This window comes from Thermotoga profunda AZM34c06, assembly GCF_000828675.1.
In the GTDB taxonomy this organism is placed as follows: Bacteria; Thermotogota; Thermotogae; order Thermotogales; family DSM-5069; genus Pseudothermotoga_B; species Pseudothermotoga_B profunda.
The window spans coordinates 966,810-983,657 of record NZ_AP014510.1; the positions used below are offsets into that span (position 1 = coordinate 966,810).

Here is a 16,848-nt window from a genome sequence, read left to right on the forward strand (position 1 = left end):
TATAATGTATTAAAAGCTTTTTTTCTTTCTTTTTCACCTATTTACAACATTATGAGAACATGATAAAATATAATGTAAACATTTTACAAAAGGGGGCGCCAATTATGAAGCGCCAGGAGATTTTTGATTTTCTCAACAACCAGCCTACCATTCAAGAAGCTAAAGCCCTTGCCAAGAAACTTGGACTGAAGATCAAAAAAAGGATGAAAAAGAACGAAGTTTACAAAATACTCAGAGAACATGCCTTGAAATTAGAAGAACGATCTGAAGAAACCAAGCAAGTATTTACAGAAAAAATCGAACAGATTCCCACTTCCTATCAATCCGACAAGTTTGTACTTCTTCCTGTGAATCCACATCTTGTTTACCTTTATTGGGATCTTTCACAACATTCATTTGAAAAAATGGCTAAAACAGGTAACACCGTTGTGAGATTGTACGATGTGACTTACATTATATTCAATGGAAAAAATGCTCATCGAATCTTCGAGGCGGGTATTGATCTTGGAGTATGTCGAAATTATTATTTTCATGTCCCTTGTTCGAATGCCGACTACATTGCTGAGATTGGCTACAGAGAACAGGATAATTTTGTACCAGTTTTGAGGTCAAACCTCTGCAAAACACCACCTGATTCTCCATCTATGACGAGCAGGCAGAGATGGTTTATCAAAGGTAAAAAGCAAATTGTCACGATGGGAGAAGTGCTGATACAACCTGTTGAGCGAATGAACATCTTCAGTTTCACGAGTACAACTTCTGGTGGTGGTAAAAAATGATTGGATACTTTTGTCTGACTCTTCATTCTCATCTCCCCTATGTTCATCATCCAGAACATGAAACTTTTCTCGAAGAGAGATGGTTTTTTGAAGCTTTGATAGAGAGTTATATCCCCTTGTTGATGACCTTTGACAGACTCGCAAAAGACGGAATACCTTTTAGGATAACCGTTTCTCTCACACCACCGCTACTTGAGATGACAAAAACAAATGGACTCACGGAAAAATTCATTTCACACATGAATAAATTGATAGAACTTAGTAACAAAGAAATCTCACATGCACAGAATGAAGAAGAAAAAACTTTGGCAATATTCTACAGAGATAGACTCACACAGGTCTTAGATTATTACAGAGATCTCAATTATGATATTGCCAGTGGATTTTTAAAATATGCTCAGGATGGTTATTTAGAACTCATTACAAGCAATGCTACACATGCATTTTTACCTTTAATGCAGCATCAGCCAAATGCCGTTGAAGCTCAGATCAATATAGGTGTAAAGGCATTCCAAGAGAGATTGAAACTCACACCAAAGGGTATATGGCTTGCCGAGTGTGGATATTTTCAAGGGCTTGATGAATTTTTGAAAAAATATGGATTGGAATTCTTTTTTGCCGACTCTCATAGCCTATGGTATGCTGATGAAAAACCAAAATACGGTGTCTATAGACCTGTAGTGACTCCTTCGGGAGTTTTTGTTTTTGCAAGAGACCCAGAATCGAGTGAACAAGTTTGGAGCGCGACGATTGGATATCCCGGAGATTACAGATATAGAGAATTCTACAGAGATATAGGTTTTGATAGGGATTTTGATTATATAAAGCCTTACATTGATCCAAGTGGTGTGAGAGTTAATACGGGGATAAAGTACCACAAAATAACTTCAAAAGAAACACCATTGAATCAAAAGAAATTATATAACCGTGAAGAAGCATTAAATGCCGCTAAAGAACATGCCGTGGATTTTCTCAACAAGAAACTATCACAGATGCAGAGATTATATGATATCTTTGAGCAACCTCCCGTGATAATTGCACCGTTCGACACGGAGCTCTTTGGACACTGGTGGTTTGAAGGACCTGAATTTATTGAATACTTTTTCAGAGAGGTTGCTAAGAGTAAATCTCTGAAGGCAGCAACGGCTTCAGAAATATTGGAAAAATTTGATGCATTCCAAGTACTCACACCAGCTTCCTCTTCGTGGGGATCTGGCGGGTATAACGAAACTTGGCTGAACGGACAAAACGACTGGATATATCTTCACATGAATGAACTTCATGATCGCATGACAAAAATTGTTCAGGAGCATGAAAACGAAACCAACCCATTAAAAATCAGAGTACTGAATCAAATGCTCAGAGAGCTTTTACTTTTGCAATCAAGTGATTGGGCTTTCATTTTAACTACAAGAACCAGTGTTGAGTATGCTGTTAACAGAATCAAAACGCATGTGAAAAGGTTTTTAGATCTTGAAAATCAGTTTTTGAGCAATAATATAGATGAAGAATATCTTTCCAAAGTCGAGCAAATGGATGCCATTTTTTCATGGCTTGATTATCGTGTGTATGTGCAGCAAAAACTTTGAGAGGAGGGATACAGTGCCCGCCAAATACTATGAAATCAGGTGGCACTCAAGAGCAGGACAAGGTGCAAAAAGTGCTTCTCAACTTTTTGCGGAAGCTATCTTGGACATGGGTAAATATGCCCAGGCTTTCCCAGAATATGGTGCTGAAAGGTCGGGAGCTCCAATGAGAGCTTTCAACAGAATTAGCGATGAGAAGATAACGGTTCATTCTTCTGTTGAAAGACCCAATGTCGTTGTGGTCATAGACGATACACTTTTATCACCTGGTATTGTTGAAGGCTTAGATGAAAAAGGTGTGTTGATAGTTAACACAGCTCATCCAATTGAATACATAAGAAAAAAGACTGGATTCAATGGAAAAATATGCACAATAAAGGCAACAGACATAGCCCTTGAAGAGATCAAAAGGGGTATACCAAACACCGTAATGCTTGGAACAATTGCAAAAGTTACTGGATTGATTACACTCCAAGCGGCCGAACAAAAAATCCGTGGAATGTTTGAAAAGAAACTGTCTGCAGATATGCTTCAGGCTAATATCAGAGCACTGAAAAGAGGATACGAGGAGGTGAGCTGCAGTGGCTGAGCTCAAGAAATGGAATGAAATTCCCATTGGTGGAATCATTACAGAGCCTGGTACTGCTCGAAAGTACAGGACAGGCGATTGGCGTGTTAAAAGACCAATTTATGATAGATCAAAATGCATTGATTGTATGATGTGCTGGTTTTACTGCCCAGATCAAGCAATTATGCAGGAAAATTCTGTGATGAAAGGTATCAATTATTTCTATTGTAAAGGTTGTGGCATCTGCGCAAATGTCTGTCCAAAAAGTGCCATTGAAATGAGACCCGAAACAGAATTTGCACACAAGGAGGAGTGAGCATGACTAAGGTTCATAAAGAAGCAATTACAGGTGCTCAAGCGGCTGCATATGCTATGAAACAGATTGAACCAGATGTTGTGGCTGCTTATCCAATCACTCCACAAACTCCTATAGTCGAATATTTTGCAAAATATGTTGCCGACGGTGTTGTTAAAACAGAGATGGTTCCAGTTGAGAGCGAGCACAGTGCAATGAGTGCTGTTGTTGGTGCGGCAGCTGCAGGTGCAAGAGCCATGACTGCGACGAGTGCAAATGGTCTGGCTCTTATGCACGAAATTGTATATATCACGGCTTCAATGAGACTTCCAGTGGTAATGCCTGTTGTTAATAGAGCTTTGAGTGGTCCAATAAACATTCACTGTGACCATAGTGACACAATGGCTGAGAGAGATTCTGGTTGGATACAACTGTTTTGTGAGGACGCACAAGAAGTCTATGACTTAACATTGATGGCTGTTAGACTCGCAGAACATGAACAGGTGAGACTTCCTGTCATGGTCAATCAGGATGGTTTCATAATTTCTCATGGTGTCGAGCCCGTCGAACTCTTGCCTGACGAGGTTGCGAAAAAATTCGTTGGTGAACTAAAACCTTTGTATCCATTACTTGACACAGAACATCCTGTCACATATGGCCCACTCGATTTGTATGACTACTATTTCGAACATAAAAGACAGCAAATTGAAGCAATGAAGAATGTATTCAAAGTCTTTCCCAGCATAGCAGAAGAATTTTACAATATCACTGGTAGAAGATACAACTTTGTAGAACCATACAAAATGGAAGATGCACAGTACGTCATGGTTGCCCTCGGTTCAACAAATGGAACTATCAAATACGTAGTTGACCAATTGAGAGAAGAAGGTAAAAAAGTTGGTCTTTTGAAGATATGGATGTTCAGACCATTCCCAAAGGCTGAGATTCAACGTTTACTAACAGGTAGGAAAGCCGTTGTTGTACTGGATAGGTCAGCTTCTTTTGGAGCCGAGGCACCTCTTTATGAGGCAATTAAGTCCTCACTGTATGAAGTGGCATCAAAACCACTTCTTGGGTCTTTCGTCTATGGCCTTGGTGGAAGGGATATAAATCCAGAATTGGTAAGGTTCGCATTCGAGAAGGCAATGAAACATGAACTCGTTGTAGACCAGGAACTCTATCTTGGTCTTAGAGAATGAGGAGGTGCATCAAATGCCGTTAACAATGAAAAAGCTTGCTGAGATTTTCACGAATAAAGAGACAGGTTTGACACAAGGTCATAGAATGTGCCCGGGTTGTGGTGCGCCGATAACGGTGAAATTAGCCTTGATGACTGCGAAAGCCCTTGGATATGAGCCCGTTATTGGTTTTGCAACTGGATGTATGGAAGTTTCTTCAACGATATATCCATTCACTTCTTGGAGTGTACCATACATACACAATGCCTTTGAAAATGTTGCAGCAACGATAAGTGGTGTTGAGACTGCTTACAGAGCTTTGAAAAAATCAGGAAAGATATCAGCTGACAAGAAGTATGCCTTTTTTGCATTTGGTGGTGATGGTGGTACATATGATATAGGTCTTCAGTCATTGTCAGGTGCCGTAGAAAGAGGCCACAAATTCATCTACATTCTCTATGACAATGAGGGATATATGAATACGGGAAACCAGAGATCTGGTTCAACACCACCCGGTGCAGATACGACAACTGCCCCTGTTGGAAAGAAGATACCAGGAAAAGTTCAGCTGAAGAAAAACATAGTGGAGATAATAGCTGGGCATGAATACGTCTATGCCGCAACTGTGGCTTTTGGTGAACCTATGGACTTTATGAGCAAGATAGAAAAGGCTCTATCTTTTGATGGACCTTCCTTCATAGCTGCTCTCAGCCCATGTGTGAGGTATTGGAGAGTGCCAGAGGATCAGACAGTAGATATCACAAAACTTGCAATTCAGACAAAATATTGGCCTCTCTACGAAGTTGATCGTGGTGTGTACAAAGTCACAAGAAAACCGAGCACTTTCAAACCAGTATCTGAGTTCATAAAGACACAGGAAAGATTCAGATTGTTGTTGCAGAGGCCTGATGCTCAAGAGATAATTGACGAGATTCAACATTATGTAGATAGACGCTGGGAAAGATTGCTTGCCCTTGAAGAAGCCACAAAAGACAAACCAATAAGATAATGAGCGCCGATTTGGAGGTCTATACATGCGCGCTCTGATAGTTATAGATGTACAAAATGACTTTGTTCAGAAAAATGGTGCTCTTTATTTCACGGGCGCAGAAAGGGTTGTTGCGCCCGTGGTTGGTTTGGTAGAGAAAGCGATTGAGGATCATAAAATCATAGTCACAACACAGGATTGGCACGATATCGATGATGCTGAGTTTGCCATGTGGCCTGTACATTGTGTTAAAAATACTCCCGGAGCAGAGATAGTTGAACCCATCAAAAAGCAACTTGAAGGCTATGAAAGATATTTCAAAATTTATAAGACACGATACAGTGCATTCTATGGGACGAATTTGGATGAAATACTCAACAAATTTTCGATAACTGAAGTGGATGTGTGTGGTGTTGTTACTCATATATGTGTGTTTTTCACAGTTGAAGAGCTCAGAAACAGAGGCATAAAAGTAACTGTACATGAAAAAGCAACTGCTTCATATGATTCAGAACTACATAAATTTGCCATCAGAATGATGAGAGAGATCCTCGGTGCCGAGGTGATTTAATTGAGAGGAAAGAGATTAGACCCGAAGGTCTTTAAGGTACCAATAGACAGAATCAGAAATAATTACTATTCAGATACATATTTCACAAGATATGTCAAAGTTTTAAAGAAAGACAAAAAACATCCATATGTTTTATACCAGTTCTTCCCAAGAAAAGACTGTGTCGTGGTTGGAATAGATGAAGCACTCGCCATACTCAAGTTTGCAACTGGTTATTACAAAGATGAAGAAAAGGCAACCGAGATCTTCAAGGAAACTTTGATGTTGGACAAAGCCATACAAGCTGCATCAGTTGATATGAAAACCGATCTCGTTTTAGATTATACAAGAAAAAAATGGGAATTGAGAATGAAATTGAACGATCTTTGGGTGGATAAGTGGGAAGAAATAGGAGTCAGGGCTCTATACGATGGTGAAGAAGCAAGAGAATGGGAACCGATAATGACTATAGAAGGCGATCCAACTTATTTTGGATATCTTGAGACAATTCTTTTGGGAGTTATAGCGCGTGCAACGAGTACCGCAACTGCTGTGAAGAATGTTGTGAAAGCTGCCAATGGCAAACCTGTTTTGTATTTCAGTGCGAGGTTTGATCATTACTGGGTCCAAACGACCGATGGTTATGCCGCTCTTTGTGCTGGTGCCTTTGGAGTTTCAACCGACGCAAATGCCGATTATTGGGGTGCAGAGTCGATGGGCACAATGCCTCATGCGTTGATAGCAGCTTATGATGGCAGTACTGAAGCTGCCGCTTTGGCATTTGACAGACATATGCCTGAAAATGTGAACAGAATAGTTTTGGTTGATTGGGACAATGATGTGATTGGAACTACTTTTAGAGTTGTAAAAGCGACCTATGAGGAAATAATGAAAAAACCATTTGTTCTTGGGGTGACAGACCCATCGCCTATAATAGGTGAGGGTAAGGGAAAGATATGGGGTGTTCGTTTCGATACATCAGGTAATTTAAGAGATGTTTCCGTTGTCCCGAGAGATGAATCTTCTCTCGGTGTTTGTCCAGAACTCGTTTGGCGTGCAAGACAGGAATTCGATAAGGTCGGTTTGAAGAATTTGAAAATAGTCGTTTCAGGTGGATTTGATGCGGATAAGATATCACTTTTTGAGAAATTGAAAGTGCCGGTCGATGTCTATGCAGTTGGTTCGAAATTGTTGAGACATAAAGTCGATATAACTGCTGATATAGTTGAAGTGAATGGTAGACCATGTGCAAAGGTTGGTAGATCAAAGCAAGATCTTTCAAGACTTGAATTTGTTCCAAAGAGATATTGGGAGGAGGTGTGAACAGTTATGGAAAAAGGGACATGGACCGTAAAAACTGGATTTGCAGATATGTTTAAAGGTGGAGTCATAATGGATGTAACAACGGCAGAGCAAGCAAAGATCGCAGAAGAAGCCGGTGCTGTAGCTGTAATGGCACTTGAGAGAGTCCCAGCAGATATAAGGAAGGCTGGCGGCGTAGCACGAATGGCGAGTATATCCAAGATAAAGGAAATCATGCAGGCTGTTTCAATACCTGTTATGGCAAAAGTCAGAATTGGTCACATCGCAGAAGCAAGAATCCTTGAAGCGCTCGGAGTGGATTTCATAGACGAGTCCGAGGTACTCACTCCAGCAGATGATAGATTTCACATCAACAAGCACGAGTTCAAAGTTCCATTTGTTTGTGGCGCAAGAGATCTTGGTGAGGCTTTAAGAAGAATTGCTGAGGGTGCTGCTATGATTAGAACCAAAGGTGAAGCCGGAACAGGGAATGTCGTTGAAGCAGTTAAACACATGAGAAAAGTCATGGACGATATAAGAAAGGTCACAACAATGCTTGACGATGAACTCGTCGCTTATGCAAAGGAAATAGGTGCACCTGTAGAATTAGTAAGAGAGGTTAAGAGACTTGGTAGGCTGCCTGTTGTGAATTTTGCAGCTGGTGGTGTAGCTACACCTGCCGACGCCGCTTTGATGATGATGCTCGGTGCCGATGGTGTTTTTGTGGGTTCTGGCATCTTTAAATCGAAAGATCCTGCAAAGATGGCAAGATCAATAGTTATGGCGGTTACTTATTGGAACGACCCCGAGATGTTGTTAAAGGTTTCTGAAGACATAGGAGAGCCGATGCCAGGTCTTGAAGTCGAAGAATTGGAAGTTCGAATGCAAGAGAGAGGATGGTAAAATTGATCGTTGGAGTCTTGGGACTGCAGGGAGATTTCAGGGAGCATCTATGGGCTTTGCAAAAACTCCGAGTTGAAGCAATTGTAGTAAAGACCGTTGAAGATCTCAAAAGGGTGAAAGGGCTTATAATACCTGGTGGTGAATCTACAACGATCGGAAGGCTTGCAAGATTAACGGGCATAGCCGATGAACTAAAAAAGAGAGCCATGGAAGGTATGCCTGTTTATGGTACTTGTGCAGGGATGATACTATTAGCAAAGCGAATAGCGAATTATCCAGATCAATACAGTTTCGGACTGATGGACATCACCGTTGAAAGGAACGCCTATGGAAGGCAAGTTGAGAGCTTTGAAGTTGACTTAGACATTAAAGCGATAGGGGATAAATTCAAGGCGATTTTTATCAGAGCACCCAAGATCGTTGAATGCGGTGAAAAAGTTGAGATTCTCGCGAAATACGATGGTTCACCTGTTCTTGTTCAACAAGAAAATTTGTTGGCAGGTTCGTTTCATCCGGAACTCGGGACTGATTTACGGGTACACGAATACTTTTTGAGAATGGTGGGCGTGAAGTATGCGGGTGTATATTGATCTTTCCGATGAAGAAACTAAGCAAAATCTCCTTCAAGCAGTTAGTATGTGTTGTGGCTTAGCTGTAGCTGATGAAAAAGATGCAGATCTTTTTGTTGGTGAGAAAGTACATCCTTTGCTTGATACTGTAATTGTGAGCAAGTCTGTGCCCGAGAATCTGAATCAAGTTGTCGATGTTGTGTTGCCAAAACAATCGCTTGACTATTACATCATGAAATTCAAACTCCTGTATTGCTATGTAGTCACTCATTGCAGCGTAGAAGCATTTTTAGATGAGGAAATCTACAAATCTCAGAGATATGATATTCCACTCTCTATAGCCATGGTAAGACTTGGCAAAGAAGATGAACTTGCCGTTAGAACACTTTATAGTTGCGCAAAAAGACAGGCAAGAGCTTCTGACAAAGTAATGCTTTATGACAAAAACACCTTAATAACTTTCTTACCCTACACACAAATAGAAGGTGCAAGAATTTTTGTTGGTAGATTGTTGAGGCGTTCAAGGAGAATTAAACTTCCCAAATCTACGCACTTTCCTCAAGTTGTTTCTGCAATTTGTCAAGTAACCACACAAGTGGCTGATTCTTCGGAATTGATTTTGAAACTGGAAGATGCGCTTTCAAATGCTCTGATAAAGGCACAGCAGATTGTGGTGGTAGAATAAAGGGCGGCTCAACCGCCCTTTTTAAATCCCAAGTTCTTTAAAAATTCTTTCCACCATCTCTTTACCAACTCTTTCTTGCGCTTCGTATGTAGAAGCTCCTATGTGTGGTGTGGCAACAATATTAGGAAGTCCAAGCAATTTCCTTCTAAGATCATCCTGAGGTGGCTCGACTTCAAAAACATCAAGGGCAGCTGCATAAACTTTGCCACTAATGAGAGCTTCGTACAGAGCTTGTTCATCAATTACTCCTCCGCGAGATGCATTTACTATTATTACTCCATTCTTCATCTTATCAATAGCTCTGGCATCTATCATATGTTTTGTCTGTTCATTCAATGGAACGTGCAATGTTATGAAATCAGACAATTTGTAAAGCTCATCTAAGTTAACCATTCTCACATTTTCAAAATCAGACACCAAGGGATCGTAAGCTATTACAGTCATTCCAAAGGACAAAGCCCTCTTTGCCACCTCTTTACCTATCATTCCAAGACCTATGATACCAAGAGTTTTTCCAAAGAGCTCGTGTCCTTCAAGTTCTTTTTTAGTCCATAATCCGTCTTTGAGGTCCTTAGTTCCTCTTGCTATATGCCTTGCCGCACTGAGCATCAAGCCAAATGTGAGTTCGGCAACAGATATTGCACTTGCTCCGGGTGTATTCAACACCTTCACACCTTTTTCTTTTGCGGCACTGACGTCGATATTATCCAGACCAACACCAGCTCTGCCAATAATTTTGAGTTTTGTACCCTTTTCGATCAATTCTCTGGTCACTTTTGTGGCGCTTCTCACTATCAAAACTTCAATATGAGGCATCAAATCAAGCAACTTGTCTTTTTCAAGGTGTTCACTGGTTACATCGAGTTGACTTTTAGATCTGAGCAAATTCATTGCCTCTTGATCCAATGGATCGTTCACGTGAATTCTTATCATCCGGCAACCCCCTCACGATGGAATATTTCCATCGCAGCCTTCACACCTTCACCAAATTTGACAGGATACCCAAGTTCGTGTAACGTGAACTCCAAAGCAGATATGGCAGTAATACTGTCAAACAAAGAAACATACCCAAGATGGGCTATTCTAAAGATCTTATTTGCCAAATGTTCTTGTCCACCCGCTATGGTTACTCCATATTTGTCACGCATGATCTTTGTTATTTTCTTACCATCTACACCTGCAGGTACTGTTACAGCGGTACAGACATTACCTGGCCTTTTAGAGAACAACTCGAGTCCAAGTGCTTTTACTGCTGCTCTTGTAGCTTCTCCAAGTACCCTATGTCTATTCCAAATATTCTCTATGCCCTCCTCTTTGAGCATCTTCACACTCTGATTGAGCATGTATATCATATTAACTGCAGGTGTCCATGGATTATCAGGGTAGTTTTTGTCGTAGTATCTCAAATCGTAGTAATATTTGGGACATTTGTTCTGCTCGACTAATGCCCAAGCCTTTTTGCTCAAGGTTATGAAACCTAAACCCGGTGGCATCATGATACCTTTCTGCGAACCACTCACAACTACATCAACGCCCCATTCATCCATCTTCAATGGTTCGGCAAGTAAACCGCTTACCTCGTCGGTCACAAGGACACGATCTGTATTTCTTGTGAGTTCTGCTATGGCTTTTAAATCCATAACTGTACCGGTAGAAGTTTCGCTGTGTGTGGTGAAGATAACCTTAGCATCGGGATTTTCTTTCATGGCTTTTTCTATTTGTTCTGGTGTAACTGCCTCACCCCATTCAAGTGCTATTTCGACTACATCGATACCAAATGCCTGACAGATTTCTTTCCATCTTTCTCCAAATTTTCCAGAGACAACCACTATTGCCTTCTCGCCAGGATTGACCAGATTGGTTACAGCTGCTTCCATGGCTCCAGTTCCAGATGAAACAAAGACATAAACCCTGTTTGAGGTTTGAAAAAGGTATTTTGCCTCTTCGAGAGTTTTTTCGATGATCTCCAGGAACTGTGGTGTGCGATGATGGATCGTTTCTTTGGCTCCCGCGAGTAGAATGTCTATTGGAACAGGAGTTGGACCAGGTGCCATAATGTAGTTTTTCCTTAACATAAGAACACCTCCTTAGAATGATTTCGATTGTAGTTTAGCATGACATAAGATGAGACTAAAAAAAATTTGATATGCAATATATTGCATGCAAATTTTTGCTTAATGCAATGTATTGCACAAAACAGAAAGCAGCATTTAGAAATTAAAATCGTACTGCCATCATTTTGGCACGATTTTGATATAAAAATAATGGGGTGATTCAATGGAAAACTCTCGGTATCAGTTTTCAAAACTCGCAGGCAAACTAAAGTCATCGATGATACGTGAGCTACTCAAGTATGCAAACGTACCCGGTGCCATTTCATTTGGTGGGGGCACCCCAGATCCAGAGACATTTCCAAGACATGAGCTCGCACAAATTGCTTCGGAGATCATTGAAAAGGAATACAAATACACCCTTCAATATTCAGTAACCGAAGGAGACCCAGAGCTCATAAAGCAGATACTTGTTCTGTTGAAAAGGGTTTATGGGATAGATGGCCTTTCCAATGAGAACATTCTCATAACAGTTGGATCCCAACAGGCACTGGAGCTTGTTGGAAAGGTTCTACTTGATCCAGGCGATTATGTACTCGTTGGTGATCCAGAATATCTTGGTGCGCTGAGTGCTTTTAGAATGAGAGATCCGCAGTTTTTAGTGGTGAAATTTGAAAACGATGGACCAGATATGAACATGGTCGAACAGAGGATAAGGGATCTCGAAGAATCTGGTCAAATAAGATATCTAAAGTTCATATATGTAGTTTCGAACTTTCAAAATCCATCGGGAATCACGACCAACCTTGAAAAGAGAAAAACCCTGGTTGAAATTGCAGAGAAATATGATCTGTTGATCGTTGAAGATGATCCATACGGTGTACTGAGATTCAAAGGTGAATTTGTTCCTTCAATAATGAAAATTGGCGGAATTGAAAGAGTAATTCTTTTGAATACTTTCAGCAAAATTCTCTGTCCGGGTTTGAGAATTGGTATGGTCGTGGCTGATAAGTCTATCATCAGGAAGATGGTGCTTGCAAAACAAGGTAGTGATTTGTGCAGTCCCTCACTAACTATGAGACTTGCAGCGAGATATCTTGAAAAATATGATGTACTCGAGCAAATAAAACCCGCTATTGCATTGTATGAGAAGAAAAAGAACGCAATGGTGAAAGCCCTTGAGGAAAATTTTGGCGATCTTGAGGGAGCAAAATGGACTGATCCGGAAGGAGGACTCTTTGTTTGGTTTACATTACCAGAGAAATACGATACGATGAAAATGTTTAGATTCGCAGAGCAAAATAAGGTTTTCTATATACCAGGTGAAGCATTCAGACCATACGATCAACCTTCCTCCTCTATGAGAATGTCGTTTTGTTTACCCCCAGTAGAGGATATATACGAGGGTATAAAAAGACTGAGAGATGCATTTGAAAAATATAGAATTTCCGGGGAGTTGTGATTTTATGTACAGAATCTTGGTCATAAACCCTGGATCGACTTCAACAAAAATAGCAGTGTATGAGGATGAGAAGTGTGTTTTTCTTGAAAAAGTTGAACACAAGGTCCAAGACCTTGACAAACATCCAGATCTCATGGATCAACTTGAATTCAGGCGAAAAAATATAATCGACTGTCTTGAAAAACATGGTTTTAAAAAATCTGATTTCTCAGCTATCGCAGCGCGTGGTGGCATACTACCACCGATTGAAAGTGGTACTTACCTTGTGAACGAAAAAATGGTCCACTATTTGAGATACCTGTCACCTGTCAAACATGTTTCAAACCTTGCGGCAGTGATCGCATACGAACTTGCCGATGGTGAGATACCTGTTTACATAACAGATCCAGTTTCTGTTGATGAAATGATCCCAGAAGCAAGGTTTTCTGGCATACCTGAAATACAAAGAAAAAGTCTGCTACACACTCTGAACATAAAGGCTGTTTGCAGAAAAGTAGCTTTTGAATTCAACAAGACTTACGAAGAATTGAACTTGGTTGTAGCACATCTTGGTGGTGGAATTTCCATTGCAGCTATAAGAAAGGGCAGAATCATCGATGTAAACAATGCCAATGATGAAGGACCTTTCAGTCCAGAGAGAACTGGTGAATTACCAGTAGGCGATGTGGTAAGGATGTGTTTTTCAGGAAAGTACACAAAGGATGAGTTAAAAAAGATGTTCGTAGGAAAGGGAGGACTTGTAGCCTATCTTGGTACTAATGATCTAAGAGAAGCGCTGAAAATGGCACAGATTGATAAAAAAGCCGATCTTATTATCGAAGCAATGGCATATCAGATAGCGAAGGAAATTGGTGGTATGTGTGCTGTTTTGTGTGGTGTTGTCGATGCAATAATCCTCACAGGTGGGATGGCATACAGTAATGATTTTGTAGACAGGATAAAAAGTTATGTGTACAAATTTGCCCCTATCTTTGTTGTACCAGGTGAATTTGAGATGGAAGCCCTCGCATTAGGTGCTTTGAGAGTTCTCAGAGGTGAGGATTCTGCCAAAACTTGGGGTGATTTTCAATGAGTAGATTACATAATCTCCTTGAATTATCAAAAAGGAAAATGAAGAAACTCATTGTAGCTGCAGCAGATGACGATGTTGTATTGAGTGCAATAAAGTTATCTTGTGAATATCAGATAGTCTCTCCGATCTTGGTTGGTCCAAAGTCTGATATTGAAAAATTCTCAAAAGAAGTGGATTTAGATTTGTCGTGTTGTGAGATAGTCGATGTTCCAAAAGATCAAGCTGCCGTTAGGGCTGTTGAAATAGCTTCCAAAAATGGAGACTTACTTATGAAGGGTTCTGTAAAAACTTCCGATCTCATGAAAATAGTACTTCAGGAAGAGTATGGTCTTCGAACGGGCGCAACAATAACAATGGTGAGTGTTTTTGATATACCATCTTATCATAAACTCCTTGCTATAACAGATGCTGGTATGATAATTGCGCCAACCATTGAGCAAAAAATAGATATGATAAACAGTAGTGTGAAAGTGATGAAAAAGTTGGGTGTTGAGAAACCAAAAGTTGCGGTTCTTGGTGCTGTGGAAATTCCGAATGTGAAGATGCCTGCGACTATTGATGCGGCCATATTGAGCAAGATGAACGACAGGGGGCAAATAAAAGATTGTATCATCGATGGACCGTTTGCTTTGGACAATGCAATCTCATTCCAAGCCGCAAGACACAAAGGAATAGAAAGTGTTGTTGCTGGTGATGCAGATATCTTGATTATGCCAGATATAGAAGCAGGTAACATATTCTACAAAGCGATGGTGTTTTTTGCCAATGCCAAGGTAGCTTCTGTTATACTCGGTGCGAAACTTCCAGTTGTTCTAACTTCAAGGGCAGACTCTGACGAGACCAAGTTGTATTCAATAGCCCTTGCGGCTATGCTCACCTGAAAGGGTGATGGAATTGTACAGGATCTTGGTAATAAATCCTGGCTCCACATCAACAAAAATTGCGATTTTTGAAGATGAGAAAGAAGTCTTCTCTCGAACACTCAGACATAGTGTTGAAGAACTGTCTGTTTACAAGAATATCTTCGATCAATATGAGTTTAGAAAATCAGTCATACTGGGAGCTCTCGAAGAAAACGGCTATCCTGTGAATGGTTTTTCTGCCATAGTTGGCAGGGGAGGATTACTACGACCAATTCCGGGTGGCACTTATGAAGTGGATGAGGTAATGCTTGAAGAACTCAGGCATGCAAAACAGGGCGAACATGCATCTAATTTAGGGGCAATCCTTGCTCATGAACTCGCTCAATTAGCTGGTGTTAAAGCTTATATAGTGGATCCAGTGGTTGTTGATGAGATGAATAATATAGCAAGGATTTCAGGCCATCCTGAAATTCAAAGAAAATCGATCTTCCACGCGTTGAATCAGAAAGCCGTTGCAAGAAAAGCCGCATTAGAAATTGGTAAAACTTATGAAGATGTGAATTTGATAGTTGTACACATGGGTGGCGGAATATCGATTGGTGCCCATATGAAAGGAAAGGTCATCGATGTGAATAACGCTTTAGATGGCGATGGACCATTCACACCCGAACGCAGTGGGACATTACCTTTGACACAACTAATAGATCTTTGCTTTTCGGGAAAGTACACCAAGGAATGGGTGTTGAAGAGGATAAAAGGTAACGGTGGTCTGGTTGCGTATCTTGGAACAAACAGTGCAATTGATGTTCAAAAGAAAATAGATGATAACGACAAATACGCTGAATTGGTATACAGATCAATGGCATATCAAATAGCAAAATGGATTGGTAAAACAGCAGTTGCGTTGCGTGGTAATGTCGATGCCATAGTCTTGACAGGTGGTCTTGCCTATGACAGTAAATACATGGTCAGATGGATCAAAGAATATGTTTCATTCATTGCGCCAATTATTGTGTATCCAGGTGGCGATGAAGAAAAAGCGCTTGCATTAGGTGTTCTTAGAATTTTGAAAGGTCAAGAAAAACCCAAAATTTATCATGAAGAGGCAGAAAGATGGCAAAAAACCACGTGTTTGTAGGATTATATGGAAGCGGAAAAACTGAATTGGCGATAAATTATGCCATAAGGTTGAAGAAAGAATCACAAAAAGTTGCCATAGCTGACGTCGATATAGTCTCACCATATTTTAGAATAAGAGACTTTCAACAAATACTTCACTCTCATGGCATAGTCGTTATAACAGCTCCTGAAAAACTGATGAATGCCGATTTGCCAATCGTTACCGCATCGGTGGCTGGGTATCTTGACAATCCAGAGTACAGAGTTGTGTTAGATATTGGCGGTGACGAGAGAGGTATCGTCGTGCTCGGTTATCTCAAAGAGCACCTTGTTGACACTAATGTATATCTGGTTGTAAACACGAAAAGACCATTCAGCCAGAGAGTAGAACAAATCGTACAAATTGCAAAGGCACTTGAAAACCGTTCCGGAGTGAAGATTGATTTTCTTGTAAATAATACGAACCTTGGATCACAAACAAGTCCTGAGATCATAAATGAAGGTGAAGTAATTTTACAACAAGTTTCAGAAATATTGGAAAAACCAGTTGCTTTCACGGTCGTTGCTGACTCAATTGATTATGATGGGAAATTCAATGTGGTACATATAGAAAGATTTGTAAAAAGTAAGGAGGAGTCTTCTTGAGAAGAGCATACATAGAGATCGATGCTGAAAGATGTAAAGGTTGTGGTTTGTGCATAAATGCCTGCCCACAAAAGATCATTAGATTTTCAGATAAGTTCAACACGAAGGGATATCACCCAGCAGAGCAGTATGATCCAGACGAAAAATGTCCAGGATGTGGTTTTTGCTATATGATGTGTCCAGATAGCTGTATAACCGTTTTCAAGGCGACGCAGCCTGTGAGGTGATGTGAA

At 40.5% G+C, this 16,848-nt stretch carries 19 protein-coding genes; 17 read left to right on the plus strand and 2 right to left on the minus strand.

Going from position 1 to position 16,848, the window contains the following annotated elements; genetic code table 11:
* Window positions 1-104: 104 nt before the first annotated feature.
* From TSP02S_RS04670 to TSP02S_RS04720, 11 genes are read left to right on the plus strand one after another with little or no spacing between them, the layout of a single operon-like run.
* Window positions 105-779, plus strand: coding sequence for a DUF4912 domain-containing protein (locus tag TSP02S_RS04670; RefSeq protein ID WP_041082266.1), 675 nt, complete (start codon window positions 105-107; stop codon window positions 777-779).
* Window positions 776-2,368 carry a glycoside hydrolase family 57 protein gene (locus TSP02S_RS04675; protein WP_041082268.1) on the plus strand — a complete coding sequence of 531 codons (1,593 nt, stop codon included), beginning with the start codon at window positions 776-778 and terminating at the stop codon, window positions 2,366-2,368. The genes TSP02S_RS04670 and TSP02S_RS04675 overlap by 4 nt, the downstream gene beginning before the upstream one ends.
* 13 nt (window positions 2,369-2,381) lie before the next feature.
* Window positions 2,382-2,954 (plus strand): 2-oxoacid:acceptor oxidoreductase family protein, encoded by a 573-nt coding sequence (locus TSP02S_RS04680; protein ID WP_041082270.1) that lies wholly within the window; start codon window positions 2,382-2,384, stop codon window positions 2,952-2,954.
* Window positions 2,947-3,249: a pyruvate synthase subunit PorD gene (gene porD, locus TSP02S_RS04685; RefSeq protein ID WP_041082273.1), complete on the plus strand. Its 303-nt coding sequence runs from the start codon at window positions 2,947-2,949 to the stop codon at window positions 3,247-3,249. The genes TSP02S_RS04680 and porD overlap by 8 nt, the downstream gene beginning before the upstream one ends.
* 2 nt (window positions 3,250-3,251) lie before the next feature.
* Window positions 3,252-4,427, plus strand: coding sequence for a pyruvate synthase subunit PorA (porA, locus tag TSP02S_RS04690; RefSeq protein ID WP_041082274.1), 1,176 nt, complete (start codon window positions 3,252-3,254; stop codon window positions 4,425-4,427).
* A 13-nt stretch (window positions 4,428-4,440) separates the two neighbouring features.
* Complete coding sequence (locus tag TSP02S_RS04695) at window positions 4,441-5,415, plus strand: thiamine pyrophosphate-dependent enzyme (protein ID WP_041082275.1); 975 nt, start codon at window positions 4,441-4,443, stop codon at window positions 5,413-5,415.
* A 25-nt stretch (window positions 5,416-5,440) separates the two neighbouring features.
* Complete coding sequence (locus TSP02S_RS04700) at window positions 5,441-5,965, plus strand: cysteine hydrolase family protein (RefSeq protein WP_041082277.1); 525 nt, start codon at window positions 5,441-5,443, stop codon at window positions 5,963-5,965.
* The gene (locus tag TSP02S_RS04705; protein WP_041082279.1) at window positions 5,966-7,267 is read left to right on the plus strand and encodes a nicotinate phosphoribosyltransferase; all 1,302 of its coding nucleotides are present in this window, start codon (window positions 5,966-5,968) and stop codon (window positions 7,265-7,267) included. It abuts the gene before it with no gap.
* Window positions 7,268-7,273: 6 nt separating this feature from the next.
* Window positions 7,274-8,149, plus strand: coding sequence for a pyridoxal 5'-phosphate synthase lyase subunit PdxS (gene pdxS, locus TSP02S_RS04710; RefSeq protein WP_041082281.1), 876 nt, complete (start codon window positions 7,274-7,276; stop codon window positions 8,147-8,149).
* Window positions 8,143-8,739, plus strand: a complete 597-nt coding sequence (gene pdxT / locus TSP02S_RS04715; protein ID WP_144380726.1) for a pyridoxal 5'-phosphate synthase glutaminase subunit PdxT — start codon at window positions 8,143-8,145, stop codon at window positions 8,737-8,739. The genes pdxS and pdxT overlap by 7 nt, the downstream gene beginning before the upstream one ends.
* Window positions 8,723-9,403 (plus strand): hypothetical protein, encoded by a 681-nt coding sequence (locus tag TSP02S_RS04720; protein ID WP_041082283.1) that lies wholly within the window; start codon window positions 8,723-8,725, stop codon window positions 9,401-9,403. The genes pdxT and TSP02S_RS04720 overlap by 17 nt, the downstream gene beginning before the upstream one ends.
* 21 nt (window positions 9,404-9,424) lie before the next feature.
* On the opposite strand, the gene TSP02S_RS04725 is transcribed toward TSP02S_RS04720, so the two are convergent.
* Both TSP02S_RS04725 and TSP02S_RS04730 read right to left on the minus strand, forming a co-directional pair.
* Window positions 9,425-10,336 (minus strand): D-2-hydroxyacid dehydrogenase, encoded by a 912-nt coding sequence (locus TSP02S_RS04725; protein WP_041082285.1) that lies wholly within the window; start codon window positions 10,334-10,336, stop codon window positions 9,425-9,427.
* Window positions 10,333-11,478 carry a pyridoxal-phosphate-dependent aminotransferase family protein gene (locus tag TSP02S_RS04730; RefSeq protein ID WP_041082286.1) on the minus strand — a complete coding sequence of 382 codons (1,146 nt, stop codon included), beginning with the start codon at window positions 11,476-11,478 and terminating at the stop codon, window positions 10,333-10,335. Before TSP02S_RS04730 ends, TSP02S_RS04725 begins: the two co-directional genes overlap by 4 nt.
* Window positions 11,479-11,680: 202 nt before the next feature.
* On the opposite strand from TSP02S_RS04730, the gene TSP02S_RS04735 reads away from it, so the two are divergent.
* From TSP02S_RS04735 to TSP02S_RS04760, 6 genes are read left to right on the plus strand one after another with little or no spacing between them, the layout of a single operon-like run.
* On the plus strand, window positions 11,681-12,916 hold the full coding sequence (locus TSP02S_RS04735; RefSeq protein WP_041082288.1) for an aminotransferase-like domain-containing protein: 1,236 nt from the start codon (window positions 11,681-11,683) through the stop codon (window positions 12,914-12,916).
* A 4-nt stretch (window positions 12,917-12,920) separates the two neighbouring features.
* Window positions 12,921-13,988, plus strand: coding sequence for a butyrate kinase (buk, locus tag TSP02S_RS04740; RefSeq protein ID WP_041082289.1), 1,068 nt, complete (start codon window positions 12,921-12,923; stop codon window positions 13,986-13,988).
* Window positions 13,985-14,869: a bifunctional enoyl-CoA hydratase/phosphate acetyltransferase gene (locus TSP02S_RS04745; RefSeq protein ID WP_041082290.1), complete on the plus strand. Its 885-nt coding sequence runs from the start codon at window positions 13,985-13,987 to the stop codon at window positions 14,867-14,869. Before buk (TSP02S_RS04740) ends, TSP02S_RS04745 begins: the two co-directional genes overlap by 4 nt.
* Window positions 14,870-14,882: 13 nt before the next feature.
* Window positions 14,883-15,989 carry a butyrate kinase gene (buk, locus tag TSP02S_RS04750; protein WP_041082292.1) on the plus strand — a complete coding sequence of 369 codons (1,107 nt, stop codon included), beginning with the start codon at window positions 14,883-14,885 and terminating at the stop codon, window positions 15,987-15,989.
* A complete protein-coding gene (locus tag TSP02S_RS04755; protein ID WP_041082294.1) occupies window positions 15,965-16,615 on the plus strand; it encodes a P-loop NTPase family protein in 651 nt (216 codons plus the stop codon). Before buk (TSP02S_RS04750) ends, TSP02S_RS04755 begins: the two co-directional genes overlap by 25 nt.
* Window positions 16,612-16,842: a 4Fe-4S dicluster domain-containing protein gene (locus TSP02S_RS04760; RefSeq protein WP_041082296.1), complete on the plus strand. Its 231-nt coding sequence runs from the start codon at window positions 16,612-16,614 to the stop codon at window positions 16,840-16,842. Before TSP02S_RS04755 ends, TSP02S_RS04760 begins: the two co-directional genes overlap by 4 nt.
* Window positions 16,843-16,848 lie beyond the last annotated feature (6 nt).